14 protein-coding genes are annotated in these 16,165 nt (G+C 59.9%); 5 read left to right on the top strand and 9 right to left on the bottom strand.

The features are described 5' to 3' along the window. The first annotated feature begins 46 nt into the window (after positions 1–46). Complete coding sequence (locus GH784_RS08775; protein ID WP_173995299.1) at positions 47–430, top strand: winged helix-turn-helix transcriptional regulator; 384 nt, start codon at positions 47–49, stop codon at positions 428–430. 5 nt (positions 431–435) lie between these two features. On the opposite strand, the gene GH784_RS08770 is transcribed toward GH784_RS08775, so the two are convergent. From GH784_RS08770 to GH784_RS08755, 4 genes are read right to left on the bottom strand one after another with little or no spacing between them, the layout of a single operon-like run. Then, positions 436–1,248, bottom strand: coding sequence for an ABC transporter ATP-binding protein (locus GH784_RS08770; protein ID WP_153793359.1), 813 nt, complete (start codon positions 1,246–1,248; stop codon positions 436–438). Next, positions 1,245–2,279 carry a FecCD family ABC transporter permease gene (locus GH784_RS08765; protein WP_112161240.1) on the bottom strand — a complete coding sequence of 345 codons (1,035 nt, stop codon included), beginning with the start codon at positions 2,277–2,279 and terminating at the stop codon, positions 1,245–1,247. Before GH784_RS08765 ends, GH784_RS08770 begins: the two co-directional genes overlap by 4 nt. Positions 2,280–2,281: 2 nt before the next feature. Further along, positions 2,282–3,325 (bottom strand): FecCD family ABC transporter permease, encoded by a 1,044-nt coding sequence (locus tag GH784_RS08760; protein WP_153793358.1) that lies wholly within the window; start codon positions 3,323–3,325, stop codon positions 2,282–2,284. Further along, the gene (locus tag GH784_RS08755) at positions 3,322–4,332 is read right to left on the bottom strand and encodes an iron-siderophore ABC transporter substrate-binding protein (RefSeq protein ID WP_153793357.1); all 1,011 of its coding nucleotides are present in this window, start codon (positions 4,330–4,332) and stop codon (positions 3,322–3,324) included. Before GH784_RS08755 ends, GH784_RS08760 begins: the two co-directional genes overlap by 4 nt. Positions 4,333–4,554: 222 nt before the next feature. Here GH784_RS08755 and GH784_RS08750 point away from each other — a divergent pair, with 222 nt between their 5' ends. Beyond that, the gene (locus GH784_RS08750) at positions 4,555–6,675 is read left to right on the top strand and encodes a TonB-dependent siderophore receptor (RefSeq protein WP_153793356.1); all 2,121 of its coding nucleotides are present in this window, start codon (positions 4,555–4,557) and stop codon (positions 6,673–6,675) included. A gap of 131 nt (positions 6,676–6,806) precedes the next feature. On the opposite strand, the gene GH784_RS08745 is transcribed toward GH784_RS08750, so the two are convergent. After that, positions 6,807–7,700, bottom strand: a complete 894-nt coding sequence (locus GH784_RS08745) for a helix-turn-helix domain-containing protein (protein ID WP_210251782.1) — start codon at positions 7,698–7,700, stop codon at positions 6,807–6,809. A gap of 244 nt (positions 7,701–7,944) precedes the next feature. Here GH784_RS08745 and GH784_RS08740 point away from each other — a divergent pair, with 244 nt between their 5' ends. Then, entirely contained in the window at positions 7,945–8,121 is a 177-nt protein-coding gene (locus tag GH784_RS08740; RefSeq protein ID WP_035200363.1) for a hypothetical protein, read from the top strand. Positions 8,122–8,177: 56 nt separating this feature from the next. Here the strand turns inward: GH784_RS08740 and katG are convergent, their stop codons facing one another. After that, entirely contained in the window at positions 8,178–10,349 is a 2,172-nt protein-coding gene (gene katG / locus GH784_RS08735; RefSeq protein WP_153793354.1) for a catalase/peroxidase HPI, read from the bottom strand. 216 nt (positions 10,350–10,565) lie between these two features. Between katG and GH784_RS08730 the strand changes: the two genes are divergently transcribed. Beyond that, positions 10,566–11,486: a hydrogen peroxide-inducible genes activator gene (locus GH784_RS08730; protein ID WP_112496107.1), complete on the top strand. Its 921-nt coding sequence runs from the start codon at positions 10,566–10,568 to the stop codon at positions 11,484–11,486. 31 nt (positions 11,487–11,517) lie between these two features. Here GH784_RS08730 and GH784_RS08725 read toward each other — a convergent pair whose 3' ends face one another. The 3 genes from GH784_RS08725 to GH784_RS08715 form a co-directional block, all read right to left on the bottom strand. Next, positions 11,518–12,498 carry a DUF535 family protein gene (locus tag GH784_RS08725; RefSeq protein ID WP_153793385.1) on the bottom strand — a complete coding sequence of 327 codons (981 nt, stop codon included), beginning with the start codon at positions 12,496–12,498 and terminating at the stop codon, positions 11,518–11,520. A 326-nt stretch (positions 12,499–12,824) separates the two neighbouring features. Further along, on the bottom strand, positions 12,825–14,159 hold the full coding sequence (locus GH784_RS08720; RefSeq protein ID WP_153793353.1) for a sensor histidine kinase: 1,335 nt from the start codon (positions 14,157–14,159) through the stop codon (positions 12,825–12,827). Continuing rightward, positions 14,156–14,830 (bottom strand): response regulator transcription factor, encoded by a 675-nt coding sequence (locus GH784_RS08715; RefSeq protein ID WP_111788565.1) that lies wholly within the window; start codon positions 14,828–14,830, stop codon positions 14,156–14,158. The genes GH784_RS08720 and GH784_RS08715 overlap by 4 nt, the downstream gene beginning before the upstream one ends. A gap of 186 nt (positions 14,831–15,016) precedes the next feature. Between GH784_RS08715 and GH784_RS08710 the strand changes: the two genes are divergently transcribed. After that, complete coding sequence (locus GH784_RS08710; RefSeq protein ID WP_153793352.1) at positions 15,017–16,165, top strand: efflux RND transporter periplasmic adaptor subunit; 1,149 nt, start codon at positions 15,017–15,019, stop codon at positions 16,163–16,165.

Below are 16,165 nucleotides of genomic sequence, written 5' to 3'. Positions count from 1 at the left end.
CTATTGAATGAATATGCGCAAGTAGGATGAATTTGGCGTGGTAAGTATGGAAAACCAGACCAATGGCGGTGAAGCCATTAACATGCACGAGGAAATGCGTCGCGCTTTCGCGCTGCTTTCCGGCAAGTGGAAGCTCGAAATCATGTGGCTTCTGAACCAGCGGATCTATCGTTTCAACGAGCTGCGCAAAGCCATTCCCGGCATCACACAGCACATGTTGACCTCTCAATTGCGTGAGCTCGAGGCCGATGGACTGGTATCTCGCACCGTCTTTGCAGAGGTTCCGCCACGCGTGGAATATGAAATTACGGCAAAGGCGAAAGGACTTGGCCCGACCATGGAGGCATTGATGGCATGGTGGAACGAGTACGGCGCGAGCGTTCCGGTTAAAACCACCACCCGTGGACGCAGACGGTCACCGCAAAAATAGATGGATTATTGCGGCCGTTGCGCCGCCGTCCTGTGCCGCCCGATCGGCAGCATCATTGGTTTGCCAGACGTCGGGTCTTCGATGACACGGCTTTCTATGCCGAAGACGTGCCGCACGTTTTCTTCCGTCAGCACCTCCTCCGGCGTGCCGCAGATATGTAGCTTTCCACCGGTCATGGCGACCAGATGATCAGCGTAGCGCGCCGCGAGATTGAGATCGTGCAGCACCATGACGATGGTGGTCTGACGGGCCTGGTTGAGGTCCGTCAGAAGATCCAGCACTTCCACCTGATGGCTGATGTCGAGGAAGGTGGTGGGTTCGTCGAGCAGCAATATCTCGGTCTCCTGGGCGAGCGCCATGGCGATCCATACGCGTTGCCGTTGCCCGCCGGAGAGTTCGTCCACCGGCCGCTCGGCAAGTTCCATCGTATCGGTGGCGACGAGGGCTGCGGCCACGGCCTCATCATCCTGGCGCGACCACCGCGCGAAAAGGCCGTGATGGGGATGCCGGCCGCGGCTGACCAGATCGGCAACGACAATGCCCTCGGGCGCAATCGGTGACTGCGGCAAAAGACCCATCCGTCTTGCAAGTTCGCGCGAGGGAAGACGGTGGATCGACTTTCCGTCGAGCAGGACCTGACCGGCGCGGGGAGAGATAAGCCGCGACATGCTGCGAAGAAGCGTGGACTTGCCGCAGGCATTGGCACCGACGATGACGGTGATCCGTCCGCGCGGAACGACAAGATCCAGCCCTTCGATGATGAGGTTTTCACCGTATCCGGCCGAAAGACGGTTCACGGAAAGGGAGTGGCTGGTCATAACGAGCCTCCGCTGCGGTTCACCCGCACGATAAGGTAGATCAGATAGGGCGCGCCGAGCGCGCCGGTGACGACGCCGACCGGGTAACGGCCAGGCAGCAGGAACTGGCCGCAATAATCGCCCACCAGCACCAAGGCTGCCCCAACGAGCGCAGCCGGAATGAGCAGCGACCCATTGCTGCCAACGATACGCGCGGCAATCGGCCCGGACAGAAAGGCGACGAAAGCAATCGGCCCCGACACTGCCGTGGCAAAGGCGATCATGCCGACGGCGGCGATAATCACGATAATGCGCGTTCTCCCCACCTGGACCCCAAGCGCCGCGGCCGTATCATCGCCAAGCCTCAATGCCTCGAGATCGCGCGCGCGACTGAGCAGCAGGCCGCCAAAGAGGATGAGCGCGACGAAGAGCGGCAGCGTCTGGGCAAGTTTTGCGCCGTTGACGCTGCCCGTCAGCCAGCGCATCGCCTCCTGCAGCGTCCAGGCCGGTGCAACGGACAGGATATAGGCGATGAAACTTTCGAGCATGGCCGAAACGCCGATGCCGACAAGGATCAGCCGCGTTCCGGCAACCCCGTTGCGGAAGGACAGCAGATAGACCAGCAATGCGACGCCAAGCCCGGCGACGACGGCGAAAACAGAAACAAGCGGTCCACTCAGATGCAGGACGACGATGGCAAACACCGCTGCCACGCTTGCGCCGGAACTGATGCCGATAATGTCAGGGCTGGCAAGCGGGTTGCGCAGCATGATCTGGAAGGCGACACCACCCAGCCCGAAGCTCAGTCCCGCGAGAACGGAAAGCAGCGCGCGTGGCAGGCGCAACTGCCCGACCGTGAAAGTGACGCCGGCAATGTCCTCTCCGAGCAGCACCCGCAGGACGTCACCGGGCGGCGTGAAGGATTGTCCCAGCATCAGCGTCAATGCGAAAACCGCGATCAAAAGAGCTGAAAGGGCTGCAATGACAAGGCGACGCCGGCGCTGGCGGTCGTGACGATTGGAAAGCAATGTTTCCATGACGGACGTGTGCATGTTCACAGTTCGCGTACCCGCTGACGTCTGACGATCCAGATGAAGAAAGGTGCGCCGACAAGGGCGGTGACAATACCGACATCGAGTTCGGACGGCCGCGCCACGATGCGCCCGACAATATCGGCCGCAAGCAGCAGACAGGCGCCGCCGAGCGCGGAAAATGGCAGAAGCCAGCGATTGTCGACGCCAACGAGCAGGCGGCAGAGATGCGGAACGACCAGCCCAACGAAACCGATTGGCCCGCAGATGGCAGTCGCCGCGCCGCAGAGGAGGATAGCTCCAAAGGATGAAATGGCTCTCGCAACCACGACATTCTCGCCAAGACCGGCGGCCAACTCATCACCAAGCGCCAGAGAATTCAGCTTGCGTGCCGAAAGAAGGCTGATGGCAAAACCGGCGGCAAGAAACGGCAGCACGGTCTCAATCCGGTCAAAGGTCGCACCACCGACACCGCCGATCTGCCAGGAACGGATGCCACCGGCAATATCGCTGCGCGGCAGCACGACGGCAATGACGAGTGAGGAGAAGGCGACAGAGGTGGCGGCACCGGCCAGAGCAAGTTTCAGCGGCGTTGCCCCACCGCGTCCGAGCGAGCCGACGACATAAACGAAAACTGCAGCTGCACCCGCCCCGACAATCGCCGTGATGATAAAGGCCTGCGCCGAGGCAATGCCGAACCAGACGATGGCGATAACGACGGCAAGTGATGCGCCCATATTGACGCCAAGAATACCGGGATCGGCAAGCGGATTGCGCGTAACGCCCTGCATGATGGCGCCAGCGAGCCCGAGCGCTGCCCCGGACAGCAGGGCAAGCAGCGTTCGCGGCAGGCGAACCGCAACAGCCGCTTCCGCCACCGTCTCCACGCGACCGCCAAGCGCTGCCGTGATGTCAGCGAACGTGACGTCACGGGTGCCAATCGCCACGGAAAGCGCACATAGCAGCGCCAGAAGCGCCAGCACGGCGCTGAGCCATGCCGTCCGCATGCGGTTGGAGCGGCCACCTTGCAGTACGGCCGGACCTTTGGCAGGCCCTTCCATTGTCATTTCGCTTTACCAGAGGACTTATCCGCTGCTTTCGCCAGAAGATCGGCGTAATCCTTCATAACCCAGGAAATCGACAGCGGTGTGGGATTAGATGCGGTGCCGAGCGGATCACGCCCCAGCATGACGATGGCGTCATCGGCAACGGCGGGCATGCGGGCAAGCAGCGGATCGGCCCGCATCGCCTTGAGCAGTGGCTGGCTGCCATAGGTCACGACGATATCGACATCGTCGAAGGCATCGACGCGCTCGGCGCTGACGCCGGCGGCGAATTGCCCCGGTTTCGTCGCCTCCGCCACGCTCTTCGGCGAGGTCAGCCCAAGATCGGTGAAAAATTTCACCCGGCTGTCATTGGCGGTATAGAAATTGACGACACTGAGATTGGTGGCGTCGAGATGGGTGACGAACATCGCAGACTTGCCTTTCAGCTGCGGATGGCCGGCAACCACCTGCGCGATCTCACCCTCGATGCGTTTGATCAGCGCCTCACCTTCCGGCGCCATGCCAAGCCCGGCACTGTTCAGCCGGATCATCTCGCGCCAGTCGGTTGCCCACGGTGACACGGGATAGGCAACGACCGGTGCGATCTGGCTTAGCGTATCGTAGTCGGACTGGCTGAGGCCGGAATAGGCGGCGAGGATGACATCCGGCTGCGTTGCCGCCACGGCCTCGAAATCGATACCATCACCCTCGTCAAACAGAACAGGCTTTGCAGCACCCAATTCAGAAAGCTGCTTCGCCACCCACGGCAGCAATCCATCACCGTCATCATCGCCGAAATTGGCAGCGGCAAAACCGACGGGCACCATGCCGAGCGCCAGCGGCACCTCGTGGTTTGCCCAGGCGACGGTCGCGACACGCTGAGGCTTCCTCGCAATCGTGGTCGTACCGAAGGCGTGTTTGATGACGACGGGATAGCGCGTCGCCTCTTCCGCCGAGGCAATGGTCGGCACGATCATCGACAGAAAAAACACGAATGCCGGCGCGAGGCAGCGAAACAGGAAAAGCATGGGCGAAGCTCTCAACGGTTCAAAAGTGGACTTGAACTCTCAGCTTCACATGCCCCCGTCAACCCCGGTGAGGAAATGCCGCCACAACAGTGGTGAAATTTCCGGGGTTTTGTACAAAACCGCAAAAACTTACAATACCGGACAATCTTTCTCAAGTTATTGGGCGCTTCGAGAGCGGGCCGTGGAAGCGGCGATTGGGGCATCAACTTCTGGAATTTAGCAATGAACACTGAAATGAATGGCGTCAACAGCAGGACCGCGCGACTGCGCTATGGGCAGGCAGCCCTTCTTGCCTGCACGGCGCTTGTGACGGTACTGCCCGCTCGTTCGCTGGCGCAGGAGGCCGCCAATACGGGCGGAAGCACGGTTCTCGAGCGCATCACCATCGACAGCGGTGACGATGACCAGAAGTCGATCGTCGCCACCCGCACCACAAGCGGAAGCAAGATGGCAACCGACATTCTCGATACGCCGGCCGCCGTTTCCGTCATCACCTCCAAGGAAATGCAGCAGCGTGGCGTGCAGACCGTGGAAGAAGCCTTGCAATACACGGCAGGTGTGACCGCGGATTTCTACGGCTCGGACGACCGTTTCGACTATTTCAAGATTCGCGGTTTCGACGCCTACACCTATCGCGACGGGCTGACGCTCGGCCGTCCCTTCGGCGCGCTGCGAGAAGAGACCTATGCCTATGAGCGCGTGGAAGTCCTGAAGGGCGGCAATTCCACGACCTTTGGCGTATCCGATCCCGGCGGTTCGGTGAACTACTCGACGAAGGTTCCCAAACGCAGCCGCTTTGGTGAGGCCTATGTGACAGGCGGTTCCTATAGCCGCGCTGAAACCGGCTTCGATTTCGGTGACAACATCACCAGCGACGACACACTGTCATACCGCCTGACCGGCAAGCTCAGAAATGCCGACGCGGAATATGACTATTCCCGCGACGATGAAAAATTCTTCATGGGCGGCCTGACATGGCGGCCCACCGATGCCACCAGCCTCACCGTCGTATACGATCATCTCAACAAGGACGGCGTTCCCGGCGGCGGCGGCCATCCGGTCGGCTCGCATTTCGACAGAAGCCGTTTCTTCGGTGAACCGGACTATAATTACCGCGGCACCAACCGCAATTCGCTGAGCGTGATGTTCGACCATGATTTCGGCTCTGGCCTGACGTTGAGTTCGAACGCGCGCTACAGCAAGGCAAATACCGATTTCGGTTACGCGTATATCTCGTCCACACCGACCAATGGCTCGACCATCGCCAACCGTTCCTATTTCGGCAACGAGACCGAAACCGAGAATTTCCTGATCGACACACGGCTGCAATATGACACGACGTTCGAAAGCGTCGAAAGCCGCAGCCTTGTCGGCGTTTTTTATAACGACTACTCGTCCGGCAGCAAAAGCTACTTCGGTTCTGCGCCAGGCATCAACTGGCTGAACCCGGTCTATACCGGTGCACCAGCCTCAGTGCCGCTCTACGCCAGCTCGCTGACCGATCAAAAGACAAGGGCACTCTACCTCCAGCAGGACCTGACCTTCTTCGACAGGCTTACCGTCAGCGCCGGTCTGCGCAATGACTGGATCGACACCGACCAGACCAACAGGCTGAACGGCACGACGGCAAGCGGCGATATCAGCGAACTGACAAAGCGCATCGGCGTGTCTTACAAGGTCACGAACGAGATCGCGCCCTATATCAGCTACGCCGAATCCGTAGTGCCGGCCTCGGGCCTGACCGTCGAGCCCGAACGCGGCGAGCAGATCGAGCTTGGCGTGAAGTATCGCCCGGATGCCTTCCCTGCCCTGTTCACGGCATCGATCTACGACCTCAAGAAGAACAATATTACCGTCACCAGCCCGATCACCAGCCTGCCCACCACCATCGGCGAGGTGCGCGTGCGCGGTCTCGACCTCGAGGCCAAGGCGGAGGTTACCGACGAGCTGAGCCTGACGGCGGCCTATTCCTATCTCAACGCGGAAATCACCGAAAACGGCATCGCTGGCAATGTCGGCAACCGCCCGCAATTCGTGCCTGAACATCAGGCCTCGCTTTGGGTAAACTACACGCTGGCCGGCAATGACAAACGCGGCGACATGACCTTCGGGCTCGGCGGACGCTTCACCGGCGCGTATTATTTTGATGACGCGAACAAGGTTTCGACCGGCAGCAGCGTGACCATGGACGCAGCGTTCAGCTACAAAATCCAGGAAACCACCTCGCTGGAGGTGAATGTTTCCAACCTCTTCAACGAGAAGCACGTCTCTTATGGCGGTTTCGGCGCAGACTTCTACAACCCCGGCCGAGCGTTCTCAGCTACGCTGCGCAAGACGTGGTGAGGGTAAGTATATCCCTACTTTTCAACATACTACGTAACCATCCTAACGTTCCACGTCATCCCCTGGGGTGACGTCGAACGAAGCTCGAGGCATGCGCCGAACCCGCTCCGCATAGACGGCAAGGCGACCATTCAAAGCAGCCTGTGCATGCGCCGCCAGGCGGCTGGCGTATTGCCCACGGAGTGGCGGAAGGCTTTGGTCAAATGGGCCTGATCGGAAAAGCCTAGCTGGGCAGCGATATCGGCCACCGTGAGATCGCCTTCGAGCAACAGTTTCTGGGCAAGGCTTATCCGCCGCTCCAGTTGCCATTGCAGCGGCGTCTTGCCCGTTGTCTGGCGGAACACCGTTGCGAACCAGCTTTCCGAAAGCCCGACGATGTCGGCCATTTCTGCAACCGTCATGCGGTCGTCACCGCGGCTTTCGACACGGGCAAGCAGCTTGTTCATCTGCGCCTGCGTCAGCCTGCCATTTACCTGTTCCGGCGAAGATCCGGGAATATCGAGAAGACCGGCAACGATGCTGCCAACAAGGCTTTCCGCATAGACCGCATGTTTCGAAGGCTCGGCGAGTTCATCGACAAGCAGTCCAGCCAGTGTTTCGACCGAACCGATATCCTGTATCTCGACCGGGCGGCGCAAGGCTGTCATCGCCGCCGAACTGCCGACCGATGGCGACAGGAAACGCAGCAGGCGGTCCTTGTGGATATGCAGATTGAGATGCGAAAACCTGTGCGTAGCATTGCTGCTCGTCCACATCGGAACACCGGCCGGCACATAGACCGCCCGCGTCATGGGGCGGGAATGCTGCGTGAACTCGCCGTCGCGGTTGGAAATGCTGATGCGCGACGAGACATCGTTGAAGAATATCATGATACGTGGATCGGCGGCCAGGTAATAACCCTTCGCGCCCATCTGGCTCTCTGCCTCCCAGAAGGCGCTGACGAGCCCGTCCAGCTGGCGCCATTTGACCGGCGCAGTGACGCTGATCCCTTCCGTGTGCCAGGTCATGGAGTGCCAGAAACTCAATGCGGGTACCGTTCAGTTGTCGAGCCGAGGTTGTAAGACATGCGCGTCACGATAACGGCGCCGCACGCTCCACCATATGAGGCCGCAATAACATGACTTATCAATTCATGTTAATAGCAAAGATGGTTGTAATGCAAAACATTGCTGTGCTGCCAGTCGATCCCGCTCCAATGTGAGCCTTGGAACCTCTGCCCCGACCAGCCGTTTGATCTCCAGACAAATGAAATCACGAAGGGAGATCACTATGAACGACAAAAGGGAACCCGGCGATTTCGCCGACAAGAAGCGCGAAGAGCAGGGCCGCGGCGTCATCGTCGCTGGGCCGGATGCGCATGAGAATGAAAAGGGCGGCAAGGCGCCGGGGGATAGTGGCGAAAAGCCATCACCCGAAAAACCGGTTCCATCCTCAGACCGCAGATAGAAAATTGCCCCTCCCTGATCGCTCAGGGAGGGGCTTTTTTGGACTAGTCAGCCTTATCAGACAAGGTCGAAACGGTCGGCGTTCATGACCTTCGTCCAGGCGGCGACGAAATCACGCACGAACTTTTCCTTGTTGTCGTCCTGCGCATAAACTTCCGCATAGGCACGCAGGATGGAGTTGGAGCCGATAACGAGGTCCACGCGGGTCGCCGTATATCGGGTTGCTCCGGACTTGCGATCGCGAATCTCATAGAGATTGCCGCCGGTCGGAGCCCAGGAATAGGCCATATCCGTCAGCGTTGTGAAGAAATCGGTGGTCAGAGCACCTGGGGTCTGCGTGAACACACCATGCGCTGCGCCGCCGTAATTGGCGCCAATGACGCGCAGGCCACCGATGAGAACGGTCAGTTCCGGCGCCGTGAGGCCCAGAAGCTGAGCGCGGTCCAGCAGCAGTTCTTCGGGGCTGACGACATAGTCCTTCTTCACCCAGTTGCGGAAACCATCCGCCAGCGGCTCGAGCGGCGCAAAGCTGTCTGCATCAGTCTGCTCGGCTGAGGCATCGCCACGACCGGGTGCAAAAGGCACGGCGACATCGAAGCCGGCTGATTTCGCCGCCTGCTCAACACCGTAGTTGCCGGCGAGAACAATGACATCAGCGATGCTGGCGCCAGTCTCACGGGCAATCGGCTCCAACACCGAAAGCACATGGGCCAAACGGGCGGGCTCGTTGCCTTCCCAGTCCTTCTGCGGCGCAAGGCGGATGCGCGCACCATTGGCGCCGCCGCGCTTGTCCGAACCACGGAAGGTACGGGCGCTGTCCCATGCGGTCGAGACCAGATCGGCGACCGCCAGACCGGAAGCGGCGATCTTTGCCTTTACGGCAGCGACATCGTAGCTCGTGGAACCTGCCGGGATGGGATCCTGCCAGATCAGGTCTTCTGCGGGAACATCCGGGCCGAAGTAGCGGGACTTCGGGCCCATGTCGCGGTGGGTCAGCTTGAACCATGCGCGGGCAAAGACCTCGGAGAAGTGGTCCTGGTCATCCTTGAACTTCAGCGAAATCTCGCGGTAGATCGGATCGACCTTCAGGGCCATGTCGGCATCGGTCATCATCGGGATGGTGCGGATCGAGGGATCCTCGACGTCAACAGGCTTGTCCTCTTCGGCAATGGTGATCGGCGCCCACTGGGACGCGCCAGCCGGGCTGTGCGTCAATGTCCACTCATGCTTGAACAGCATGTCGAAGAAGCCGTTGTCCCACTTGGTCGGTTCGCTTGTCCAGGCACCTTCAATACCGGACACCACGGTGTCACGGCCGATGCCGCGACCCTTGGTGTTGATCCAGCCGAGACCCTGATATTCGGGGCCTGCTGCTTCCGGATCGGGGCTGAGGTTGGCGGCGCTGCCGTTGCCGTGCGACTTGCCGATGGTGTGGCCGCCTGCGGTGAGCGCGACGGTTTCTTCGTCATCCATGCCCATGCGGGCAAAGGTTTCGCGCATCTGCGCGGCTGTCGCAAGCGGATCGGACTTGCCGTTGACGCCTTCTGGATTGACGTAGATGAGACCCATCTGCACGGCGGCAAGCGGATTTTCCAGCGTCTCGGGCTTGGTTACGTCACCGTAACGACCATCGCTCGGTGCCAGCCATTCCTTTTCGTCACCCCAATAGGTGTCCTTTTCGGGAGCCCAGATATCCTCGCGGCCGAAGGCGAAACCGAATGTCTTCAGACCCGCGACATCATAAGCGATCGTTCCGGCGAGCGCGATGAGATCGGCCCAGGAAATCTTGTTGCCGTATTTTTTCTTGATCGGCCACAGCAGGCGGCGGCCCTTATCGGTGTTCACATTATCGGGCCAGGAATTGAGCGGTGCAAAGCGCTGGTTGCCGGTGTTGGCACCGCCGCGTCCGTCCGTCACGCGGTAGGAACCGGCCGCATGCCAGGTCACGCGGGCCATCATGCCCACATAGCTGCCCCAGTCGGCCGGCCACCATTCCTGGCTTTCCGTCATCAGGGCGCGCAGATCGGCCTTCAGGGCTTCCACGTCGAGCGTCTTTAGCGCTTCGCGGTAATTGAAGGAGGTGCCGAGCGGATTGGTCTTGGTGTCGTGCTGATGCAGGATATCGAGGTTCAGCGCGTTCGGCCACCATTCGGTAACCGATTTACCGGAGGCCGTATTGCCTCCATGCATGACGGGACACTTGCCAGCCGGTTTTGAAGTTGCGTCCATTTCGCCCTCCGATGGGTTTAGTAATTAAACGACATAGTCAATTCGACATGCGCAGCATGTTGGAACCACAGCCCACAGCAGTTCATCCTTACGGAAAGCGCGCAGTGACGCTGGTGATACCGAACAGCTACATCCTCTTTCTGTCATGACGATGACTAACAGCCGGGTTCCATAATTTCCAATTGTATATTCTAAAGGCTGCGATATGCTCAGCTTATGATTGGACTATCGATGAAACACCTGCGTTATTTCGACGCCTTGGCGAAGATCGGCCATTTCGGGCGGGCAGCGGAGGCGTGCTCCATTTCCCAGCCAGCACTTTCGCTACAGATCAGGGAACTGGAAGAGCTGATCGGCGCACCTCTCGTCGAACGGGGCAGCCGCCAGATCAGGCTGACCGCTCTCGGCGATGAATTCGCCGAACGCACCCGCCTGATCCTGCGTTCGGTGGATGAATTGCAGGATTTGGCGAGGGCAAGGCACGGCCCGCTCAGCGGCCGCCTGCGCATCGGCGTCATTCCAACCGTCGCGCCCTATCTTTTACCGCAGGTCATCAAGACGCTCACCCGGCATTATCCGGGACTGGAAACGCGCCCGCGCGAGGCGGTGACACAGAAACTGATCGAGGACCTCCTGGAAGCCCGGCTGGACATGGCAATCGTCGCGCTTCCGGTGTCTGAAGCGTCGCTGGAAGAGGTTCCGCTGTTTTCCGAGGAATTCATTCTGGTCCGGCCGATGGAGGATGCGGGGATGCCGGTGCCGAGCGCTGGCAAGCTCGGTGAAATGCGCCTGCTGCTGCTCGAGGAAGGCCATTGTTTCCGCAATCAGGCACTGTCTTTCTGCAGTACAACGAACGCGCCGCCGCGCGTGCTGATGGAGGGCAGTTCGCTCTCGACGCTGGTCCAGATGGTCGGCGCCGGCATCGGCGTCACGCTCATTCCGCAGATGGCTGTCGATATGGAAACGCGGCAATCCACCGTCTCGGTATTTCGGCTGGCAGAGCCAAGACCATCCCGCACCATCGGCATGGTGTGGCGCAAGAGCAATCCGCTCTCGGCGCAGTTTACCCACATTGCCGAGATCGTCCGCGAATGCGGCATGCAAAAACTCGGTCGTGTTGCCGATGCAGCGGCGTGACGGTGTCGAGGGCCAACTCGGATTTGCGGCCTCAACTCTTCGCAGCACTCCCAGCTTTACCCTCGCAAAGCCGGCCGGCCATGGCAAAGAAGGCAAGCTTCATCTTGCTGCGTTTGTCCGCGCCCTCGAGGGTTGAAACCGGCACCTGAAAACCGAACACGTCGTCCGGCTCGGCGGAACGTTCCCGCCAGAATGCGTCTATGTCGGAAAGCAACATTTTCTGCCGCCGCGCGCGCCGATAATTGATCGGATGTCGGGCGTGGGAGACTGCGAAATAGAAACCCGCTTCCGTCTCTATTAGACCTTGCAGCAGCATCAAACCGGCATCCTTCGGGCGAAGACCCGCAAGGTCGCGCGTTACTGCCACCATCTCCTGCTTTGCGGCGCGTGGCCCCTGCATGCCGCCAACGGCAATCGTCCTGTACCCGCCCCCATCCTGCGTCACGAAGATAAACTTCGTCGTCCACAAGGTGACGTCGTCACGGGTTCTGATCAACCGAACCGCGAGAGCGCCTTCGTGGCGGCCGCCACATAAATCCGCAAGAGCAAGCGTGCAGCGATATTCGTCAGCACGGCCGCCTATGGTACCGATTTCGATCGTTTTTCCACTCCAGAGCGCAGCCATAACCTCTCTGGAAAAACAACCGCTGGCGATGACGAAATTCTTCATGAGAAAATCCAGCCGTCTTCCATAGGAGATTTTGCCGACGAGGAATTTCGACAGGGGTTTCTGAAGAAGCTCGTCATGCGGCGGTGGCAGTTTTTGCGTCGCCGAGAATCGGGACAGAAACCGCCACCACCGCAGGGTTACAAGCGGATGAGCCAAAAAACGCATCCAGAAAAGGAAACCCCGTTTCCAGTGGGCGCGCATAACCAAGGTCACAACGCTCCAGGCCAGGGGAAAACGGAGGAGTTCCATCCCATCGCCAGTCATGGTTTGCGCAGCGATGACCGGCTCGGGTTTCGCCGAGTTTTTTTCCGCAGCGAATGCGGCGATTTCAGTATGCGACATCGTAAAATTCCGGGGAGTATGACTGTTTGGACTGGGGCGTGGAGTGATTTGGCCGGGACTGTGCGCGCCCAGGATGAACCGAATATGAAATCGGATTGGTGCTCTGCTGCGATCATTGGCGCTACGGCATTGCGCGAGGTTCCGGGCCGGCGACGCGCTTTCTACGTGCCGTCTTCTCGCCGGCAATCCGGAAGAAAACGATCCGGTGGGTGTGTCACTGTGTGTACTCCGGTTGGCACGGTTGATCCCGTGCCCACACATTATGACCGCGAACGTTGCGGCAGCATTACAATCGCCGCGACCGGTCTACAGCACGCAAAGCGCAATCAGAATCGAACCCGGAACGTGCTTCCAGAGGGGTTACTTTCGAGCACGATACGGCCGTTATGATTGGCGACAATCTTCTTGACGAGGCTGAGGCCAAGTCCGGCACCCGTGCTTTTCGGCGTGACCCGATAGAAAGGTTCGAATATCCGCTCCTGCTGGTCCTCGGGTATGCCCTGCCCCTCGTCGGAAATCGCGATTTCGCCGTTTGCGAGAACCGAGACATGGATCAGCCCCTTGTTTCCACCATGGTCGATGGCGTTGCGCACGATATTGCTGATGGCGCGCGGCAGGGCGAAGGGGTTGCCTTGCATGTCGTATTTTTCGATCTGCGTTTCGAAGGAGATGTCGTAACCTGCCGAAAGCGCAAGCGGCGCGAGCTCTGCCACCACCGTGCGGGCGATATCGACCAGGTCCACCACCTCGCGCCGGTCGTTCACCTGATCGTTTCGCTCAAAGGCCAGAAGCTGTTCGGCGGTTTCACCGAGCCGCGCGACATCCCCCATCAGGCGCTGCTGGTCCGGTCCGGGTAGGCCCTCTATCCGGGTCTGCATGATTGCAATCGGCGTCCTCAATTCGTGCGCGGCATCGATCAGAAAACGTTGCCGCGCCTGGAACTGCTCTTCGAGCCGCTCGAGAATGCTGTTGAAGGAAACGATCAACGGAACGACTTCGCGCGGCACATCTTCGACGGGAAGCTTCGAACCCGGTCGTCGCGGGTCGATCTCCGGTGCTTTTTTGACGACGGAACTCAGGCCAGCAAGCGCCCGGCGCACGATGTGTGGCACGGAGAAAAACACCGCAGGCAAAAGAACCGCCAGCAGGGGGACATAAATCGGATAGGTGCCGGCAAGAAGCGTCAGAAACGACGCTCGTGCATTAGAGGTTCCGCCGAACATGATCCTGACGGGTCCCGACGTCGTCTCGATACTTTCAGCCGAAGCAACCTCGGATATGCCGCTGCCGCCGCGAATATCGGCGTCCGCCATCAGATGAACGTAGCGCGCCAGTTCGGCATAAACAGCCGGTACGGTGCCGAAGGTGGCCGCGTGACCGTCAGGCGTCGAGACCACGAACCACAACGTTTCATTCTTCGCCTTCAAGGCGCGTAATGCGGACCCCTCGGTAATGACCAGACCCTTTTGCGGATCAAGCGAAAGCGACTCGTCAAGCGTCGCCGACAAATCGTTCCAGAGCCCGATATTGGGCGAGAGCTTCATCACCCCGTAAACGCAAAGCCCGACAATGACGACAGCGATCATGGAAGAGACGACAATGCTGAGCTGCCAGCTCAATTGCCACCACAAGGACGGATTGGACTTGCCCTGCGCTTTCATGTGTCTTCCCTGAGCAGATAACCGATGCCGCGAATATTATGCACGCTAACCCCGGCCGAAGCGTCGAGCAGGCGTTTGCGCAGTCGCGATATATGCGCATCGAGCGCATTGGACTGGATTTCCTCCTCGTAATTGTAGACGGCGGCCTCAAGCGTCGAGCGCAGCACGGATTTGCCCTTTCGTTTCGCCAGCGTGATGAGGACCATCAGCTCGCGCCTTGGCAGATCGAATGGAAGCGAGTTGATCGTGACGCTGAGATGAAGCGGATCGATCACGATGCGGCCTGCAGCGATTTGCGACGGGGCGATGCTTGCCGGCCTTCTCAAAACCGCGCGCAGCCGCGCCAACAGCTCACCGACGAGAAACGGCTTGCCGAGATAGTCGTCGGCGCCGCCATTCAGCCCCTCGATCCGCTCCTCCGGTTCGTTCATCGCCGTCAATAAGATGATCGGCGTATCGATACCGGCGCGGCGCAGCTTTGGAATGAAGGTAAGTCCCTCCCCGTCCGGCAGACGACGGTCGAGCAGAATGGCATCATAGACATGCTGGCGCGCCAGCTCCATCGCATCGCCGAGCCGCATCGTATGGTCGATGACGATCCCCTGCTTGCCGAGCGTCGCCGACAGCGCATCCGCCATTTCCTTTTCGTCCTCAATCAACAGAAGTCTCATTTGCCACCGTCCCTTCGCCCCCTCCTTGTCTGCCAGAAAGGTTGCGACAGTATTGCGGCGCAGAAGATGCGGGCGGGTAATGCTGCTGCAATTATCAACACTTATCCAGAAGCCATCAGCCTGCAAGACAGGCGACATGACCGCTCGATCGGTCACAGGATGAGTTTTGCCTGGAAGGATTATGTTATGTGGGTGAAAAGAACGATCAAGGCGGGGATCGCGCTTGCGGGCTGCGCTCTCGTCGTCACGGCTCTCGATCCGGCGCGCGGAAGCGTCGATGCGAACGAGCGCGTCAAGGGGATCGTGGCGTCAACCTCGATGAGCCCGGCCGGTATCCCGTTCGAACTGACGGCTGCGGAAATCGCAAGGATCGGCACACGAGCGATGGCGGAGCGGCTCAGCATCAGTGGCGAACTTCAGCCGGTCAGCCGTGTCGTGATCCGCGCCCGCGAGGCTGGAAAAATTCTGGATATGAATGTCAGGGACGGGCAGGCGGTGCGGGCGGGCGACCTGCTGGTACGGTTCGAAACCGAGGAACTGCAATCGACTCTCCTGCTGCGGCAGAGCGACCGGGATGCGGCCGAGGCCGAACTCACACTGGCGATGCAGGCCCTCACCCGAACCGAACAGCTAGCGTCAAAAAACATCGCATCGGCTGAACAGCTCGACAAGGCGAAGAGCGATGTCGTTGTGAAAACGGCAAGGCTTCAGAGCCTTTCGGCGCAGGTGGATATCGCCCGCCTTGCCCTTCGCAATGCCGAAATCCGCGCGCCTTTTGATGGCACCATTACCCGCCGGCAGGCAGAAGCCGGCTCCCGCGTCAGTGCCGATGGTGAACTCATGACGCTGGTCGATAAAAGCATGCTTGAGGCGAAGGTTCTCGTTGCCACGCGCGACATCCCACGTGTCGCCGTTGGCCAGACCGCCGAACTCGATATTGACGGCATCGGCGGCCAGCCTCTCAGAAGCACCGTTGAGCGCATCAGCCCGGTTGCCGAAGACGGGACGCGCTTTGTCGCCGTCTATCTCCGGCTTGCCAACCGCGACGGCCGGCTGTGGGGAGGAATGTTCGCCAGCGGGTCCATCCTCGTGCGCGAAAAAAACGATGCGCTTGTCGTTCCTGCAATCGCGCTTCGCAAAGACGAAACCGGCTATCACGTCCTTAAAGTCCTGAACGGCCACCTTCGCCGCCAGACGGTGGCTGTGGGATCGCGCTGGAACGATGGCAGCCTGATCGAGATAGGCGCCGGTCTAGAGGACGGTGAGACGATCCTGACCGCACCGCTTCCCGAATTGCAGCTCGACATGGCCGTTACCGTCGACAAGGCAGGCTGA

It is taken from the genome of Agrobacterium tumefaciens (assembly GCF_009649785.1).
GTDB classification, from domain to species: Bacteria; Pseudomonadota; Alphaproteobacteria; order Rhizobiales; family Rhizobiaceae; genus Agrobacterium; species Agrobacterium tumefaciens.
Note: the sequence above shows the minus strand (reverse complement) of the source record. Positions and strands in the feature narration are given on the sequence as shown.

What these genes read in the sequence shown, in the direction of transcription:
- GH784_RS08775 (WP_173995299.1), top strand. Translation starts at nt 47, where the DNA reads ATGGAAAACCAGACCAATGGCGGTGAAGCCATTAACATGCACGAGGAA.
- GH784_RS08770 (WP_153793359.1), bottom strand. Translation starts at nt 1,248, where the DNA reads ATGACCAGCCACTCCCTTTCCGTGAACCGTCTTTCGGCCGGATACGGT.
- GH784_RS08765 (WP_112161240.1), bottom strand. Translation starts at nt 2,279, where the DNA reads ATGCACACGTCCGTCATGGAAACATTGCTTTCCAATCGTCACGACCGC.
- GH784_RS08760 (WP_153793358.1), bottom strand. Translation starts at nt 3,325, where the DNA reads ATGACAATGGAAGGGCCTGCCAAAGGTCCGGCCGTACTGCAAGGTGGC.
- GH784_RS08755 (WP_153793357.1), bottom strand. Translation starts at nt 4,332, where the DNA reads ATGCTTTTCCTGTTTCGCTGCCTCGCGCCGGCATTCGTGTTTTTTCTG.
- GH784_RS08750 (WP_153793356.1), top strand. Translation starts at nt 4,555, where the DNA reads ATGAACACTGAAATGAATGGCGTCAACAGCAGGACCGCGCGACTGCGC.
- GH784_RS08740 (WP_035200363.1), top strand. Translation starts at nt 7,945, where the DNA reads ATGAACGACAAAAGGGAACCCGGCGATTTCGCCGACAAGAAGCGCGAA.
- katG (WP_153793354.1), bottom strand. Translation starts at nt 10,349, where the DNA reads ATGGACGCAACTTCAAAACCGGCTGGCAAGTGTCCCGTCATGCATGGA.
- GH784_RS08730 (WP_112496107.1), top strand. Translation starts at nt 10,566, where the DNA reads ATGATTGGACTATCGATGAAACACCTGCGTTATTTCGACGCCTTGGCG.
- GH784_RS08725 (WP_153793385.1), bottom strand. Translation starts at nt 12,498, where the DNA reads ATGTCGCATACTGAAATCGCCGCATTCGCTGCGGAAAAAAACTCGGCG.
- GH784_RS08720 (WP_153793353.1), bottom strand. Translation starts at nt 14,159, where the DNA reads ATGAAAGCGCAGGGCAAGTCCAATCCGTCCTTGTGGTGGCAATTGAGC.
- GH784_RS08715 (WP_111788565.1), bottom strand. Translation starts at nt 14,830, where the DNA reads ATGAGACTTCTGTTGATTGAGGACGAAAAGGAAATGGCGGATGCGCTG.
- GH784_RS08710 (WP_153793352.1), top strand. Translation starts at nt 15,017, where the DNA reads ATGTGGGTGAAAAGAACGATCAAGGCGGGGATCGCGCTTGCGGGCTGC.